Here is a 15,926-nt window from a genome sequence, read left to right on the forward strand (position 1 = left end):
CTAGGCCAGTTGCAGCAGGCGATTCGTCTTCGCGGTCATCTCCGTCAGCAATTCTGGATCGTTATTCATGGACCGGCCATAGCTTGGGACCAGGTCGCGCAGGCGTTCGGCGGAACCTTCTTCGGCTGACAGCACCGGCGTTCCCTTCATGATCAGCTCCAGCATGATGGAGACGGCGGTGGATGCTCCGGGAGACGCGCCCAGAAGCGCGGCGAGCGAGCCGTCGGCGCTGCGGACGATCTCGGTCCCAAACTCCAGTTTGCCGCCCATCTTTGGATCGGGCTTGATGATCTGCACGCGCTGACCAGCGATCTCCAGCACCCAGTCTTCGCCGCGAGCCGTTGGGACGAACTCGCGCAGGGCGTTGATGCGATCTTCCTGCGACTGCAGCACCTGGCCGATGAGGTACTTGGTTAGCTCCAGATTGGTTGCGCCTGCGCCCAGCATGCTGACCAGATTGCCTGGACCAACGGAGCCCGGCAGATCCAGGAACGACCCGGTCTTGAGGAACTTCGTCGTGAAGCCAGCGAAGGGTCCGAACAATAGCTCACGCTTGCCGTCGATGACGCGTGTATCCAGATGCGGCACAGACATCGGCGGAGCGCCCAGCGCGGGCTTGCCGTAGACCTTAGCCGCATGCTGCTCGATGACCGCGCGGTTGGTGCAGCGCAGCCACTGGCCGCTGACCGGGAAGCCGCCATAGCCGCGACCTTCGGGGATGCCGGACTGCTGCAGCAGCGGCAGGGCGCCTCCACCAGCGCCCAGAAAGATGAAGCGCGTGGTGATGCGTGTCCGCTTCTTCGTCGCGAGATTCTCGACCTCGACGTACCATCGGGTGTCCGGCAGTTTCGTCAGACCGGTCACCTTGTGGCGCATGAAGATGCCGCTGCCCTGCTGCTGCAGCGAACCGAGCATTAGGCGCGTCAGCGCGCCGAAGTTCAGGTCTGTTCCCTCTTCCGAGCGCGTCGCAGCAACGGGTTCGGAGGCGTCGCGCGAGGCCATCATCAGCGGGATCCACTCGCGCACCTGTGCGGGGTTGTCGCTGAACTGCATGCTGCGGAAGAGCGGGCTCACCTGCATGGCAGCGAAACGGCGACGCAGGAAATCGACTGCCGGTGCGCCGGAGACGAAGCTCATGTGCGGAATGCGATTGATGAACTGCCTCGGGTCGGCCAACAGCCCGCGCTGCACCAGCGATGCCCAGAATTGGCGCGAATGCTGGAACTGTTCATTAATCTTGATCGCGCGATCGATCGCGATCGTGCCGTCCGGACCTTCCGGCGTGTAGTTCAGTTCGCACAGCGCAGCGTGTCCGGTACCCGCGTTATTCCAGGCATCCGAGCTCTCAATGGCAGGCTGTTCGAGGGCATCGACGACCGTGATGCGCAACGAGGGCGCGAGCGTCTTCAGCAGCGTCCCCAACGTGGCCGACATGATACCGGCACCAACCAGAAGAACATCGGTTTCAGCGGGAAGAGAAGCTACGTCAGACATTTAAAAAGCCTAGCAGGGCAAGATTACGACTCGCAATCCGATGTTCGCCCAAGTGGGCGGCTATCGCACGGCTCATCCGCATAGGTCGACTGCCCGATCACGTACTTTGCACGGGCAGAAGGATTGTTTCGCGGCTCGGGGATCCGTATCCCCGCAGCCGCGTGCGGATAAGGCCAAAAGCTCTAGGCAGGCTCCGCGATTGCCCGGTGTGCTCGCTGCATGGTGCTCAGGACGTCCGTGTACTTGTTGCCGGTGCCAGTGTTGAAGATGACGACCCGATCGCTCGGGCTCAGGAATTCGCTCTCAATCAGGCGGTCGTAGGCTGCGGTGGCGGCGGCGCCTTCCGGCGAGAGCAGGATGCCTTCGCTGGCTCCCCAGTCCTGGATGGAGGCGAAGATCTGGTCGTCCGTCTGCGAGATGACGGTACCGCCGCTCTGACGAACGACGTCGAGGATGATGTAGTCGCCATACGGCTTGGGCACGCGCAGGCCGCTGGCCAGCGTGTGAGCGTTCTGGAACATCTCGGACGCGTCCGCGCCCTCGCGGTAGGCCTTGGTGACAGGCTCACAGCCCGCAGCCTGTACGGCGATCATCTTCGGTCGCTTGCCGGTAACCCAGCCAAGCTCTTCCATCTCGAGGAAGGCCTTCCACATGCCGATGAGGCCGACGCCACCGCCGGTGGGGTAAAAGACCGCGTCGGGGTAGGTCCAGCCGCACTGCTCGACCAGTTCGTAGCCCATGGTCTTCTTGCCTTCGACGCGGAAGGGCTCCTTCAGTGTGGAAACGTCAAACCAGCCCTCCTCTTCCTTGCGCGCTGCGACGATCTTGGCGCAGTCGCTGATCAGGCCGTCGACCAGTGTCATGTGCGCGCCGTAGGCGATGCACTCCACCTGGTTGGCCAGAGGGACATCCTGCGGCATGAAGACGTGCGCTTCAATGCCGGCAGCAGCTGCATACGCAGCGCATGCGCCGCCGGCGTTGCCCGCGCTGGGCACGGCGACCTTGCCGATGCCGTAGTGCTTCATCATCGTCATGCACATGCTCATGCCGCGCGCCTTGAAGGTGCCGGTCGGGTTGGCACCCTCCTCTTTCAGAAGCACATTAGGATTGCGCCGGGACGGAAGGATCGGCGTCCAGCCCTCGGCCAGCGTGACAGGAGCGACATCCGGCAGGACAGGGGTGTAGCGCCACATGCTATCGATCTGCGGCAGGTTGTTCCGCACCTGCGTGCCACGGGCAGCCGAAAGGTCGTAGCGGACATAGAACGTACCCGCACAGACGGGACAGACGGTCTTCGGCGTTTCAGCACTCTCGCGATGATGGCAACGCGAACATTCCAGGTGATCGATCTTGGGCATAGATCTTCAGGATAGAAGATTTTGCTTCTGGTTGGAGGCGTTGACGTACATCGATACATCGAGTCAGGTCGGCAGAAGGATTGCCGGTGATGCGGAGGTCAAGGCTTCCGATATCCCGATACGACCTTATGAGGTGAGGCTCAACTTCATAGGATTTGGGCCTTCGCCCTCGGAACGGACAAGAAAGCGGACCTCAGCGGCTAAAGCCTTCTTTCATTTTGAGTGGCGGTTGGCACAGCTGAAGCGGTGCCCTTCCGCACGCCGTCTTCCCGCAACGGGTACTTACCGTAAGCCTCCTCTACACTTGTGCGATGCGGTCTGTCCTTGCCACCCGATACGTTCTGGCCCTACGCGAGGGCGGTTCGCTGCCCGCAATCGTCGAGGCGGACGACCTCGGCATGTATGTCGTGAAGTTTCGTGGGGCGGGTCAGGGCGCACTGGCGCTCACGGCAGAGATCATCGCCGGCGAGATCGGACGCGCACTTGGCCTGAGCGTGCCGGAGCTGGTGCTGGTAGAGGTTGATCCTGCACTTGGCCGCAACGATCCCGATGCGGAGATCCGGCACCTGCTGAAGGCGAGTGTCGGCACAAACGTTGGGCTGGACTATCTGCCCGGCTCTACGGACTTCAACGCGGCAGCAGGCGATCTCATCTCTGCGGAGACGGCTTCCATGGCTGTCTGGTTCGACAGCTTTGTGCAGAACGTCGACCGCACGCCGCGCAATCCAAACCTGCTGATGTGGCATCGCGAGGTGCGCTTCATCGACCACGGCGCGGCGATGTTCTTCCATCACAACTGGGAGACGATGCCGGCGAAGGCTCAGTCAACCTTTACGCCGATTGAACACCACGTGCTGCTGCCGTTTGCGAGTGACCTTGTGACGGCGTCAAGGCGCGCACATGCTGCGTTGAACGCAACGGTGCTGCGCGAGATCGTTGCGATGGTGCCGGATGCTTTTCTTGCGGCTGCGATGGTCGACAGGGGCGATGCGGAAGCGATTCGTGCCGAGGCAACCGCGAAGCGCGAGGCATACGTGCGCTTCTTTGCCGAGCGACTGGCGCACTCATCTATCTTCGAAGAGGAGGCCGACCGTGCACGCCAACGCCAGCTTTGATTACGCAACGCTGCGCGTCGTGCCGCGCGTGGAGCGTGAGGAGTTCGTCAACGCCGGCGTCATCCTCTTCTGCCTGGAGCGGCGCTATCTCAAGTGCCGCATCGAGTTCGATGAAGAGCGAGCACTTGCGCTGGCTCCATCGCTGGACGTTGCGACGATCCGCCAGCATCTGCGCGCGGCGGAACTTGTCTGCAACGGCGATCCAGCGGGCGGCCCGATTGCAAAGCTGTCACAACGCGAGCGCTTTCACTGGCTCACGGCGCCGCGGAGCACGGTATTGCAGACGTCACCAGTGCGCACGGGTGTCTGTACCCGGGAGAATGGCGACTGCCGGGATCTGGACAGCCGCCTCCGGGAGATCGCCGCGATGATGTTGGGGACGAAGTAGAGCGAGTTGCGCTTCGCGCAAATGAGTGCCGAGGCACCGGCTCATGTATTAAAAGCGGTACATGGGGCACCTCATCCGTGTCATGGGCTGCGTCCGCGCCCTGTTCTCGGAGGTCCATGGCTTCAGCCATGCCATCTTTCTTGCTGAAGTGATCGGACCTTCAGCCCCTGAGGGAGTTCGCCTAAGCGGCTGAAGCCGTTTCTTTTTTTCGATTCGAAATGGCACGGCTCAAGCCGTGCCCCTCCGAAGGCCAGCGCCACACCTCGGAAACAGAACCTTAGCTTCGGGCGCAGGTAAAGCTGCTCGGTAGAAACAGAGCCTCAACTCCAGGCGCGCGCTTCGATGACTCGCTGGTAGACCTTCAGGTACTCTTCGGCCGGCTTGTTCCAGGAGAAGTCCTGTTCCATGCCGCGCTTCATCATGCCCTCCCACTGTTCCTTGTTCTGGAAGGTGGCGACGGCACGGCGGATGGCATCGAGGAAGTCCCACTGGTTGTAGCCGTGGAACTTGAAGCCGTTCCCCTGCCCTTCGTGCAGCTCGACGATGGTGTCTTCCAGGCCGCCGGTTGAGCGGACGACCGGCACCGTGCCGTAACGCAGGCTGTACATCTGGTTCAAGCCGCTGGGCTCATAGCGCGATGGCATCAGAAAGATGTCGCTACCCGCCTCGACCTTGTGTGCGGTGGTGTTGTCGTAGCGGATGTCGACGCGTACCTTGTCCGGATATTTCGAGGCGAGTTCGCTCAGCAGGCGCTCGTAGTATTCCTCTCCCGTGCCCAACGCGATCAGGACAATGTCATCCTTGACCAGTTCATGCAGGATGCCCGCGAGGAGGTCGAAGCCCTTCTGTGTGGCGAAGCGTGAGACGATGCCAAGCACTGCCGTCGTGTCCTCAACATGATCGAGGCCGAAGGCATGCAGCAGATCGCGGCGGCACTCCTTCTTACCCTTCAGGTTGTCGGCACAGTAGTGCGCGGCGATGTGCGCATCATGCAAAGGATCCCACTCGGCGTAGTCCACGCCGTTCAGGATGCCGAAGAGGTCACCACTCCGCCTGCGGAAGATGTCGTCCAGGCCATTGCCGAACTCGGACGTCTGGATCTCTTCGGCATAACGTTTGCTCACCGTTGTCAGGGCGTCCGCGTAAACAAGGCCGCCCTTGAGCAGGTTGACGCTATCGAACGCCTCCAGCTTTTCAAAGGTGAACATGTCCCATGGCAGCATCAGGCGAGGCATCGTGTCCGACGGAAACCAACCCTGGTAGCCCGCGTTGTGAATGGTAAAGACAGACGGCACCTTGCGCAGAACCGGATCGAAAAAGTAGATCGAGCGCAGGTAGATCGGGATCAGCGCGGTTTGCCAGTCGTGTGCGTGGAAGACATCGGGTACACCAAGGATCTTGCTCGCCTCAATCACCGCACGGCTGAAGAGAGCGAAGCGCTCCCAGTTATCCATGTAGTCGCCGCTGGGCGTTGCATAGAAGCTCTCGCGATCGAACATCTCCGGACAGTCAAGGAAGTAGACCTGCACACCATCGTGCACGCCGCCGTCCAGTACGCGAACGTAGCGCTGGTAAGTCGGGAATGGAATCGTGATGCTGGGTAGCACGGTCGGCAGATCCGGCAACTTGCGCGCGACCTGCCGATAGTACGGGACAAACGTGGTGACGCGGTGGCCCATACGGACCAGGACGGGCGGCAACGCACCGACAACGTCTGCCAGGCCACCGGTCTTGGCCCAGGGCACACACTCCGATGCTGCGAAAACTATATGCATCCAAACTCCTGCAAATGTGCAGACCTCACAATACCGCACGCGCAGGCGCGGTAACCTAAAGATCTAGTCATCGGATGCAGCCACGCAAGCCAAAGCTCGGACAAAATTTTCTCGTCGACGACAACGCGCGTCATCGCATCGCGGATGCGCTTGGCGATGTGTCGCAGCGTACGGTTATCGAAATCGGACCGGGGCATGGTGCCATCACGACGATTCTTGCGGAACGCGCGAAGCGGCTGGTGTGCATCGAGCTCGATCGATCGCTGGCGCCGGAGCTGCGCTTCAAGTTCCGGAACCATCCGAATGTTGAGATCATCGAAGCCGACGTGCTGCAGACCGATCTGACAGCCCTTGTCCCTGCGGGCGAGAAGGCACTCCTGATCGGTAACCTGCCGTACTACATCACCAGCGACATTCTCCTGCATTTGTTCGCCCATGAAGCCGCGCTGGAACTGGCCGTGGTGATGATGCAGCGCGAAGTAGCCGACCGTGTGGCGGCAGAGCCGGGCACACGCGACTTCGGCCTCCTAGGGGCTACCGCGCAGATGCACGCGCAGGCGAACGCGCTGTTCACGCTGCCTCCTGCTGCATTCGATCCGCCGCCGGACGTCTATTCCACCGTGCTGCGGCTCGCCTTCGCACCGCGATTCGACGATCTGGGCATCACCGACCGCAAAGGCTTCGATCGCTTCCTGAAGCTGTCATTCCAGCAGAAGCGCAAGACTCTCAGCAACAATCTGCGCGCCGCCGGCTACACACCAGACCAGATCGCCGCAGCCTGCGCAGCCGCCGGGATCGAATCGTCGACGCGTGCTGAGGCGTTACCGCTGGACCGATTCGCAAAGCTCTTCCAGGCGATCTAGAACGCCGGGTGCCCCATTCCCTGCGCCGCAAGGTGCGGCACCCGGCGTCTCGGAGAATTTATTTGCTTGCGGTTTCCTGATCGACCATGGTCAGCAACTGCTGAGCGCGGGTGCGTACGCGTTCCAACACGGCGACGTCTGTCGCCAGGCTCTCCAGTGTCGGCCGAATGGCGCCGAGTTCCGCGGCGCGCCCCGTCTTCACATCTTCTGTAAGGCGGATCATCACCGGATCAAGCCCGAGGCGGTCATACCGATGCAGCCGGTCGAGTTCCAGGCCTGCCTGCACGGTTCCTGCGATGGCGAGCATGTAATCCAGCGCGTCGCTGAGCGGCTTGTTGTCCGTAAAGTTGAACGCACAGCGTACCGGCGTACCGTCCGCAGCAGCGTACTCCACTTCCTTGGTGCCCATGTTGGCGATGCCCTTGGAGTGCGTCTCGCATGGCTGCAGGTTGTGCGTGCGGCCCATCAGTGTGCCCAGTCGTGCGCGGCCTGTGCCGGAGAGTCGAAACAGGACCTGCCCGGGGTCACTGCCCTTCACAGGCTTGCCGGTGTACTCCGCCATGCCATGCAGCGGGACCGTGATTTGCCAGTGCGGCACCTGCAGACCCGGTCGGTCATAGCGGACCACCAGGCGAAAGGGCGCTGTCTCCGAAGCTGTTTCGGACGCCGCTTCAGGCGCAGCGTCCTGTGCCTGGGCCAGAAGGGCGAATGCGAGCAGCGGACCGGCGATGAACAGAGGTTTCAACGGACACCCATACCAAAGTGTGTTTGTGCGGTATGCACATGGCAGATCGCAATCGCCAGAGCGTCGGCTGCGTCCGCTGGCTCGGGCGCTTTTTCCAGATCAAGCAGCCGCGCAACCATGAACTGTACCTGTTCCTTCGCGGCAAGGCCATAGCCCACAACGGCGCTCTTAATGGATAGCGGAGCGTACTCACTCACCTGGAGATTGCAGGTCGCCGCGGCGAGCATGGCGACTCCGCGCACATGGCCCAGCTTCAGTGCGCTCTTCGCATTGGCGGCGAAAAAGACATCTTCAATAGCCACACAGTCGGGTTCGTACATCACCATGAGGCCGGTCAGCTCCGCGAAGACCTGTTGCAGGCGAAGCGGCGTCTTCTGCTTCTTGTCGAGTTTGATGGCACCTGCGGCGATGGGAACCAGACGGCGTTCCCGCGCAGTCTCTTCTACCTGCACTACGCCCCAGCCGGTGTATTCCGTGCCGCAGTCGATCCCGAAGACGCGCATAGAAGGAGTGTACCGGCAATATCCGTCGCCGGGCAGCCCCGAATCCTGCACGCCACTGCCACGCCAAAGTACGCTGAGAAACTCCGAAAGCGCTGTTTCCGCAGGCTTTCAGCGCTCGTCCGATGGGCTTACAGAACTGTTACACACAGGTCGGGGGACTTCACGATAGCTTTGGTGGTGAGGCGGACCAAGACCGCCAGAAACGAGAGTCACATGTCTCCTGTTGTTGATCAATCCGCTGCGGAACAGACTCGCAGCGCCCCCGTTGCAACTGCGCCTGTGCGCCTTGTTGCGGCAGCCGTTGAGGCTCGCGAGAAGGTCAAGATGGACCTCCGCATGGGCCGTGAGCACCAGCAAGGCCGTATCAACTGGATCACCCTGATCGCCTTCGGCGCGTTTCACGCCCTCGCTGTTGTCGCTCTCTTCTTCTGGTCGTGGAAGTACGTTGCCTGCTTTGCCGTCATGTATTTCCTGGCGATCAACGTCGGCATTGGCATGACGTACCATCGTCTGCTGACGCACCGCGGGTACCGTGTACCCCGCTGGCTTGAGATCTTCATGACCGCCTGCGGCACCATGGCCCTTGAGGGCGGACCCATCTTCTGGGTGGCCACGCACCGCGTGCACCATCAGCACAGCGACCAGGAAGGCGATCCGCATACGCCGCACGACGGAACCTGGTGGGCGCACGTGGGCTGGATCATCACCGGCCGCGCCATGCACAGCGAGACTGCCCTGCTGGGCCGTTACGCTCCCGATCTTACCCGTGACCCTGCACAGCGCTGGCTCAGCAAGTACCACTGGCTGCCGCTTACCATTACCGGTTTCCTCCAGATGGGCCTTGGCTACTATCTGGGCGGCGTCCACGACATGCTTGGCATGGTTCTCTGGGGCACCTTCCTCCGCGTCGTCGTCGGTGTAAACGCAACCTGGTTCGTGAACTCGGCTTCGCACATGTTCGGCCGTCGTCGCTTCGAGACCAAGGACGACAGCCGCAACAACTGGTGGGTCGCAATCCTCACCGGTGGCGAAGGCTGGCACAACAATCACCATGCCCATCCCGTCAGCGCTCGTCACGGCCTGGTCTGGTACGAGTTCGACATCAACTACTACGGCATCCTGCTGCTGAAGAAGCTGGGCATCGCGAAGAAGGTTCAGGTCGCGAACTGGGATCCGGCAAATCCCAAGCCTGCTGGCGCTTAATTCTGTCGCACGCATCCCTGAAAGGCCCGGTGAAAGCCGGGCCTTTCTGTTTCTATCTATCACCGCGCTTATTATCTGAGCGAACGCAGCACAGCGGAGTGCAGTCGAAGGACCTGCATCCCGGTTGCGGGGCACACCACGGTGCGCGGTATTCCCCATCACATTTCTGGCGCGATCAGCAGGATGCAGGTCCTTCGACTTCGCTGCGCTTTGCTCAGGATGACAAATCTGTGGATAGGGCGAGTAAGACGTTCCCATCGACGACTGGGCCGCCATAGGTGAAAGAATGATCACGCCATGAACATCACCCGCCGCCGTGGCGCCATCGCCTTCTACACCACACTCGGCATCTGCCTGGTTGGGCTGGCCGTTGCGCTGAATGTTGGATGGATCATTGTCAACGTGACGGAGCGACGCATCGCCATGCTGGTGGCTGGTGTCGTCTTTTTCGCCGTAATCATTGCCGGCATGGTTCTGAACACCATCTTCCTGGTGCGGGAGATCCGCCGGAACGAGCGGCAGGACAGCTTTCTGAATGCCGTCACGCATGAACTCAAGACGCCCATCGCATCGATCCGCCTCTACCTCGATACGCTGCAGCGACGTCCGCTGGAAGAGTCGCAGCGGCAGGAGTTCTATACGCGCATGCGCGAGGACAACGACCGTCTGCTGGGGACGGTGGAACAGATTCTGCGAGCGGGCGAGGCGGGCGCCAAGGGCCTGCAGCGCAATGGCAAAGGACTTTTGCCGGTCGACATCCGTGCGCTGATCCGAGCATGCCTGGACGAGACGGTGCGGCGTCACCACCTGCCCGAAGACGCCGTGAAGATGGAGGATGAGACCACAGGCGCGGACCTCGCCGTCAACGGGGATGCCGAGGGCCTGCGGACCGCGATCCTGAACATCCTGGACAACGCCGTAAAGTATTCGCCGGGCGGTGTACACATTACGGCGGAGCTCAATACAGTGCGGCACGGCTTCGTGATGCTGCGATTTACGGACACCGGAATGGGGATACCGCCCGGCCAGCTAGGCCGCGTCTTCCATCGCTTCTACCGGGTGGGCGGCAGTGCATCGGCCAAGGTCAAGGGGACGGGCCTGGGCCTGTTCATCGTGCGCGCCATCGCGCGGCAGCATGGCGGAGACGTGACCGCGCAGAGTCACGGAGAAGGCCGCGGCACGACCATTACGCTTCAGTTGCCGCTGATGACCGCAGACACCACCACGAAGACATCGAGGAGACTGGCTTGAGCGACTCACCCCTGATAGCGCTGGTCGAGGACGAGGAGCACCTCGCCGATGCCCTGCTCTTCAACCTGAAGGCTGAGGGCTTTCGCGTGCACCACGAAGCGGACGGCGAGGCCGCGCTGAAGTGGCTGCTGAATGCCCCGGAACGCCCGCGTGCGGTCCTGCTGGACGTGATGCTGCCGGGCATGGACGGCTTCGCCATCGCACGTGCGCTGCGATCCGCGAACAACTACGTTCCTATCCTGATGTTGACGGCGCGTGACCGCCCGGAGGACGTGCTGGAGGGTTTCGAGTCTGGTGCGGACGACTACCTGAACAAGCCCTTCGATCTGTCGATCTTGCTGGCCCGGCTGAACAGCCTGCTGCGCCGCATGCAGTGGCAACAGGAGTCGGTGCCTGCGGAACCGATCCCCGAGCCGGAAGAAGTCCGCGACATCTACGAGTTCGACGGCAAGACCATCAACTTCGACACGCTGGAGATACACGCCAGCGGCAAAGTCACCCGGCTGACGCTGATGGAAGCGGACCTGCTGCGCTACCTGCTGGTCCGTGAAGGACGCGTCGTCTCGCGCAAGGAGATTCTGGAAGAGGTCTGGCGCGTCCGCGAAGACACCGATACACGCGCCATCGACAACTTCATCGTGCGTCTGCGCCGCTACCTTGAAGACGATCCCGTGCGGCCGAAGCACCTGCTGACCGTCCGCGGGGTCGGATACCGCTTCGTCATTGGAGAGTAGTCAGGCTGCTCTTGCGGTCCTGCGAACCTTTCAGGCGACGGATCGCGTCCAATCACTACACTTAGGTACATGAGGAACCGTTGACACCGTGCGAATTCTGACGCGTTACATTCTGCGCGAGGTGCTGTCGCATGCGGTGCTGGGCGGTGTGCTGTTTACCTTCGTTCTGTTCATGCGCGACCTCGGTCGCATCCTGGAGTTGCTGGTGCGCGGCTCCGCGTCGCTGCACTCGGTCATGCTGGTCTTTTTCTATACGCTGCCGACGACGCTGATCCTGACCATTCCGATGACGGTCCTCGTCGGCATCCTGCTGGGGTTGTCCCGGCTATCGGCGGACAGCGAAGTCACAGCCATGCGTGCCGCGGGCTTCGGCGTCATGCAATTTGTGGGAGTCGTCTCCTACGCCGCAGTGGCTGCGCTGCTGCTGGGCCTGTTCAATTCGATGTACGTTGCTCCGCGGTCGGCGGCAGCGCTGTTGCGCCTGGAAGCCAACCTGAAGACGCAGCAGGCCAGCTTTGAAGTCCAGCCGCGTGTCTTCTACGAAGACTTTAAGAACTACGTCCTTTACGTGCAGGACACGCGCCCTGCGCAGGGCGCAACGCTCTGGCGTCATGTCTTCCTTGCCGACCTGACGGAGCCCGCCACGCCTGCGATCACCACTGCCGAGCAGGCCGTGGTGCTGCCCGGTCCGGGCGCATCGCTCCGGCTGCACTTCCGCGATGGATCGAAGCATGAGATCTCGCCAAAAGACCCGAACCAGTACGACATCTCCACCTTTTCCGAGACCGACACACCCATTCAGACCGGCGCGCAGGAAGACCTGAAGCTGGGCCATGCGGACACGCCACTGGTCGCCATGTCATTCAGTGAACTGTGGCACCGCCGCTTTGAGCCGCAGGGCCGCGTCTACATGATCGAGTTACACAAGCGCATCAGCTATCCGGTCGCATGCATCGTGCTGATGCTGGTAGGTGTGCCGCTCGGATTATCATCACGGCGTGGCGGCAAAAGTACCGGCTTTGTGCTGACGGTGGCGCTTGTCTTCGTGTACTACTTCCTGTCGAGCATTGGCGTCGCCATGGCCAAGCAGGGCAAGCTATCCCCCGGCGCCGGTGTGTGGATCGCCAATATCGTCTTCGCAGTCGTCGGCCTGCTCCTGCTGCGGCAGATGGCACGGGGCGATGTCGGTATGCGCGGCACCGCGCTCGTCCGTGCTCTGTCACCGGTCGGCATCTGGCTCGAACGACGCCTGCCCGCGCGTTTCCGGTCCGCAGGCACAACGTCACAGGCCGCGAAGAGCGAACGCCCGGCAAGCTATCGTCCGCTCCGCAACAACCGCTTTCCCCTGATCTTCGATGACTACGTCATGCGCCAGTTCCTGTCGACCTTCGCGCTGGTGCTGGTCTCATTCGTCGCGCTGTCCATCATCTTCAACTTCTTCGAACTCATCGGCGACATCTTCCGCAATCGCACGCCGCTGATCACCGTTGGCGACTACCTGCTGAACCTGATCCCGTACATGCTCTACAACCTGACGCCGCTGTGTGCGCTGCTGGGCGTCCTGGTCACGCTCGGTTCCCTGTCGCGCACCAGTGAACTGACGGCGATGAAGGCCAGCGGCGTGAGCCTTTACCGCCTGATCGCGCCTTTGCTGTTAATCGCCACCCTCCTCGCCGTAGGCCTCTATGCCTTCGGCGACTTTTACCTGCCGGGTGCCAATCGCCGTCAGGAATCGCTACGCTCCGAGATCAAGGGCAAGCCCGCGCAGACGTTCCTGCGCCCCGACCGTAAGTGGATCAGCGGACAGCAGGACACGGTTGGCGAACCGGCCCGCATCTTCTACTACCAGTTCTTCGATCCGGACAAGGACGTCTTCGCGAACCTGACGGTCTTCGAATTCCAGCCGGGAAGTTTCCATCTCAGCCGCCGCATCTTCGCCAGCTCCGCGCACTGGGACGCCAAGGTACAGCGCTGGGTGCTGGAAAACGGTTGGCAACGGACCTTCCAGGGCGAAGCCATCTCAGACTACAAACCGTTTGCACTCTCCGTCTTCCCGGAGATCCACGAGCAGCCTTCCTACTTCAAGAAAGAAACCCGCCAGTCGCAGGAGATGAGTTTCGGCGAACTGGACAACTACATCACCAACCTGCAGCAGAGCGGCTTCGAAACCATGCGGCTGCGCGTCCAGTTGAACCGCAAGCTGGCGTACCCGCTTATTACGCTGGTCATGGCCATCTTCGCCGTGCCGTTTGCGCTGACGATGGGCAAGCGGGGCTCGCTGGCCGGCATTGCCACAGCCATCGGGATGGCGGTGGCATACACGGTCGTCGCCAGCATCTTTGAAGCAATGGGGAATGTCAACGCACTGCCGCCCATGCTGGCGGCGTGGTCCCCAGACCTGCTGTTCGGCATGGCTGGCGGCTACCTGCTGTTGAAGGCGCAAACTTAGTCCCCAGAACGACTCGTCATCCCGAGCGAAGCGCAAGAGTTGTCATCCTGAGCGAAGCGCAGCGAAGTCGAAGGACCTGCATTCCGGTGGCGGCTGCAGAAAGGTCTACGGCAATCCCTGCCACTTTTGTGGCGTGACCGGCTGCATGCAGGTCCTTCGACTTCACTTCGCTTTGCTTCGTTCCGCTCAGGATGACAATTTCTATCGGTGAAGGGCTGTATTCCACTGCGTTCCGCTCAGGATGACAGATGTATAGCAAATAATTCTTATATCTATACTTAGCATTTCTGATTATTCTGTACGAGTCCTGCACAGATTCGCAGATTCAATAACTTGTAGCGAAAACCTACACAGAATCTGCACAGAACGCGTCTTAGTACATGGAGGCGATCATGGCATTCGTCACCGATAAATCGGAACTCAAGCCGGGATTGGTGATCTTCCGGCGTGGCGACGTGGAGCATCGCATGTGGTACTGCCGGATGAAGATTCCGAAGGCAGACCGCTACAAAACCGTCTCTCTCAAGACAACCGATATCGAAGTGGCGCGGGAACGCGCCTTCGACCAAGATGCAGACATACGGTTCCGGCTGAAGCATGATGTCCCGGTGTTCAACCATCCGTTTCGCGAGGTCGGCAGAGAGTATCTGCTAACGCAGGAAGCCCGAGCGCAACGGGGGGAGATCAGTGCGGCGCGTCCAAAAAAGATTCGCGCCGTCATCGAAGGAGCCTTAGATCGGTATGTAGGTTCCACTCAAGTGCATTTGATCGGCGATGAACTGTGGGGCGGCTATCCGGCTTGGCGAAGAGTGAACGGCGCAGGACGCCTTAAGCGGAACGGCGTCCGCGAAGTCAGCGATGAGATGGCGCAGAACTTCGCGAATAAGGAAGCGGAGCGTCGCACCAAGACCCTGAACTCTCTTGGTATTCGAGTCTTGAAACCGATCAAGGTGGAACCGTCTGCGGAGCGGACTGTTCCCTTCATGAGTGATTCCACTATCCGCTTCGAGATGTCCATCTTCGGAGCGGTGATGAACTTTGCGATCAAGAAGCGTTACGTTCCTGCCAGTCAGCGTTACGACGAGCGCCCGAAGCTCAAGACAATGCGGCGGGATGAGTTCACGTTGGAGGAGTACCGCAAGCTTCATACGGTCGGTAGGAAATGGATCGCGGAAGCGGATAAGCCTGCAAGCACCTGGTATCGCACGGTCACATACAACATGATTCTGATTGCCTGTAATACAGGCATGCGGCCAATCGAGATGAAAAATCTACGCTGGCGAGACATCATGCCCGCAAAGGATCGTGAAGGGCGTGAAATCACTGTCTTGTTCGTGCAGGGCAAAGATAAGTCGCGGAGGTTGGTTGCGCCCAAGAGCGTCGGGGGGTATTTGGAACGTGTCCGCGCGATCTCCAAGAGAGCAACGTTGGAGGATCGAGTCTTTACTACGGTGAACGGCAAGCCTGCCAAGACGCTCTATGTATCCTTGATCGCTGATCTCTTGGACAAAGCAAACCTGCGCGAAGGCACGCAGGGCGTGCCGAGATCGACGTATCGCTTTCGGCATACCTATGCCACCCTGCGCTTACAGGAAGGCGTGGACGTGTACTTTCTTGCTGAGCAGATGGGAACGTCCGTGCAGATGATCGAGCAGCACTACGGCCATGTGAACACGATCAAGCACGCGGATCGCGTGCTACAAGGTATGACGGGATGGGAGCTGCCGCACGCGGAAGTGGACGTCATTAAGGCTAAGGCATCGAAGGCGGCGCAGACGCACGATAAATCCAGGAGAGGTCAGCACCGCAGGACAGGCTGACCGTGATTTTCCCGAAGCCGTCTTTCGCCGGAGCCGTGGCGGAGGCGGGCGCAGGGATTCTCGATATCAATGACCGCTCCGGATATGGGGTGGATTTGCCGGGCCCCGCTGGGGCGTTCTTAGCGGCAGTCCCGCGCACTAGCCGCCGCTGGCGGCTGTTTGTGCGCGCAGACCATAGCTAACCGAGCAGGCTTGTGCGCTCTTCATGTTCGCGCCCACCCGAATACA

13 protein-coding genes are annotated in these 15,926 nt (G+C 60.9%); 8 read left to right on the top strand and 5 right to left on the bottom strand.

Annotation, left to right across the window (positions count from 1 at the left end):
- Both mqo and BLW03_RS02615 read right to left on the bottom strand, forming a co-directional pair.
- Positions 1-1,494, bottom strand: coding sequence for a malate dehydrogenase (quinone) (mqo, locus tag BLW03_RS02610; RefSeq protein ID WP_074652212.1), 1,494 nt, complete (start codon positions 1,492-1,494; stop codon positions 1-3).
- A 182-nt stretch (positions 1,495-1,676) separates the two neighbouring features.
- Positions 1,677-2,852: a threonine synthase gene (locus tag BLW03_RS02615; protein WP_074652213.1), complete on the bottom strand. Its 1,176-nt coding sequence runs from the start codon at positions 2,850-2,852 to the stop codon at positions 1,677-1,679.
- A gap of 311 nt (positions 2,853-3,163) precedes the next feature.
- Between BLW03_RS02615 and BLW03_RS02620 the strand changes: the two genes are divergently transcribed.
- The gene (locus BLW03_RS02620; protein ID WP_074652214.1) at positions 3,164-3,967 is read left to right on the top strand and encodes a HipA family kinase; all 804 of its coding nucleotides are present in this window, start codon (positions 3,164-3,166) and stop codon (positions 3,965-3,967) included.
- A complete protein-coding gene (locus BLW03_RS02625) occupies positions 3,945-4,355 on the top strand; it encodes a DUF3037 domain-containing protein (protein WP_074652215.1) in 411 nt (136 codons plus the stop codon). The genes BLW03_RS02620 and BLW03_RS02625 overlap by 23 nt, the downstream gene beginning before the upstream one ends.
- 320 nt (positions 4,356-4,675) lie before the next feature.
- On the opposite strand, the gene glgA is transcribed toward BLW03_RS02625, so the two are convergent.
- A complete protein-coding gene (gene glgA, locus BLW03_RS02630; protein WP_074652216.1) occupies positions 4,676-6,130 on the bottom strand; it encodes a glycogen synthase GlgA in 1,455 nt (484 codons plus the stop codon).
- Between the two features lie 74 nt (positions 6,131-6,204).
- On the opposite strand from glgA, the gene rsmA reads away from it, so the two are divergent.
- Positions 6,205-6,993 carry a 16S rRNA (adenine(1518)-N(6)/adenine(1519)-N(6))-dimethyltransferase RsmA gene (rsmA, locus tag BLW03_RS02635; protein WP_074652217.1) on the top strand — a complete coding sequence of 263 codons (789 nt, stop codon included), beginning with the start codon at positions 6,205-6,207 and terminating at the stop codon, positions 6,991-6,993.
- Between the two features lie 58 nt (positions 6,994-7,051).
- Here the strand turns inward: rsmA and BLW03_RS02640 are convergent, their stop codons facing one another.
- Positions 7,052-7,738, bottom strand: coding sequence for a hypothetical protein (locus BLW03_RS02640; RefSeq protein ID WP_074652218.1), 687 nt, complete (start codon positions 7,736-7,738; stop codon positions 7,052-7,054).
- Complete coding sequence (gene ruvC, locus BLW03_RS02645) at positions 7,735-8,241, bottom strand: crossover junction endodeoxyribonuclease RuvC (protein ID WP_074652219.1); 507 nt, start codon at positions 8,239-8,241, stop codon at positions 7,735-7,737. Before ruvC ends, BLW03_RS02640 begins: the two co-directional genes overlap by 4 nt.
- Positions 8,242-8,454: 213 nt before the next feature.
- Between ruvC and BLW03_RS02650 the strand changes: the two genes are divergently transcribed.
- The 5 genes from BLW03_RS02650 (at position 8,455) to BLW03_RS02670 (ending at position 15,698) form a co-directional block, all read left to right on the top strand.
- The gene (locus BLW03_RS02650) at positions 8,455-9,444 is read left to right on the top strand and encodes an acyl-CoA desaturase (RefSeq protein ID WP_074652220.1); all 990 of its coding nucleotides are present in this window, start codon (positions 8,455-8,457) and stop codon (positions 9,442-9,444) included.
- A 297-nt stretch (positions 9,445-9,741) separates the two neighbouring features.
- Positions 9,742-10,695: a sensor histidine kinase gene (locus BLW03_RS02655; protein WP_074652221.1), complete on the top strand. Its 954-nt coding sequence runs from the start codon at positions 9,742-9,744 to the stop codon at positions 10,693-10,695.
- The gene (locus BLW03_RS02660) at positions 10,692-11,429 is read left to right on the top strand and encodes a response regulator transcription factor (RefSeq protein ID WP_074652222.1); all 738 of its coding nucleotides are present in this window, start codon (positions 10,692-10,694) and stop codon (positions 11,427-11,429) included. Before BLW03_RS02655 ends, BLW03_RS02660 begins: the two co-directional genes overlap by 4 nt.
- Before the next feature lie 88 nt (positions 11,430-11,517).
- The gene (gene lptG / locus BLW03_RS02665; RefSeq protein ID WP_074652223.1) at positions 11,518-13,878 is read left to right on the top strand and encodes an LPS export ABC transporter permease LptG; all 2,361 of its coding nucleotides are present in this window, start codon (positions 11,518-11,520) and stop codon (positions 13,876-13,878) included.
- A gap of 392 nt (positions 13,879-14,270) precedes the next feature.
- Positions 14,271-15,698 carry a tyrosine-type recombinase/integrase gene (locus BLW03_RS02670; RefSeq protein ID WP_074655726.1) on the top strand — a complete coding sequence of 476 codons (1,428 nt, stop codon included), beginning with the start codon at positions 14,271-14,273 and terminating at the stop codon, positions 15,696-15,698.
- Positions 15,699-15,926 lie beyond the last annotated feature (228 nt).

This window comes from Terriglobus roseus (assembly GCF_900105625.1).
Classification (GTDB): Bacteria; Acidobacteriota; Terriglobia; order Terriglobales; family Acidobacteriaceae; genus Terriglobus; species Terriglobus roseus_B.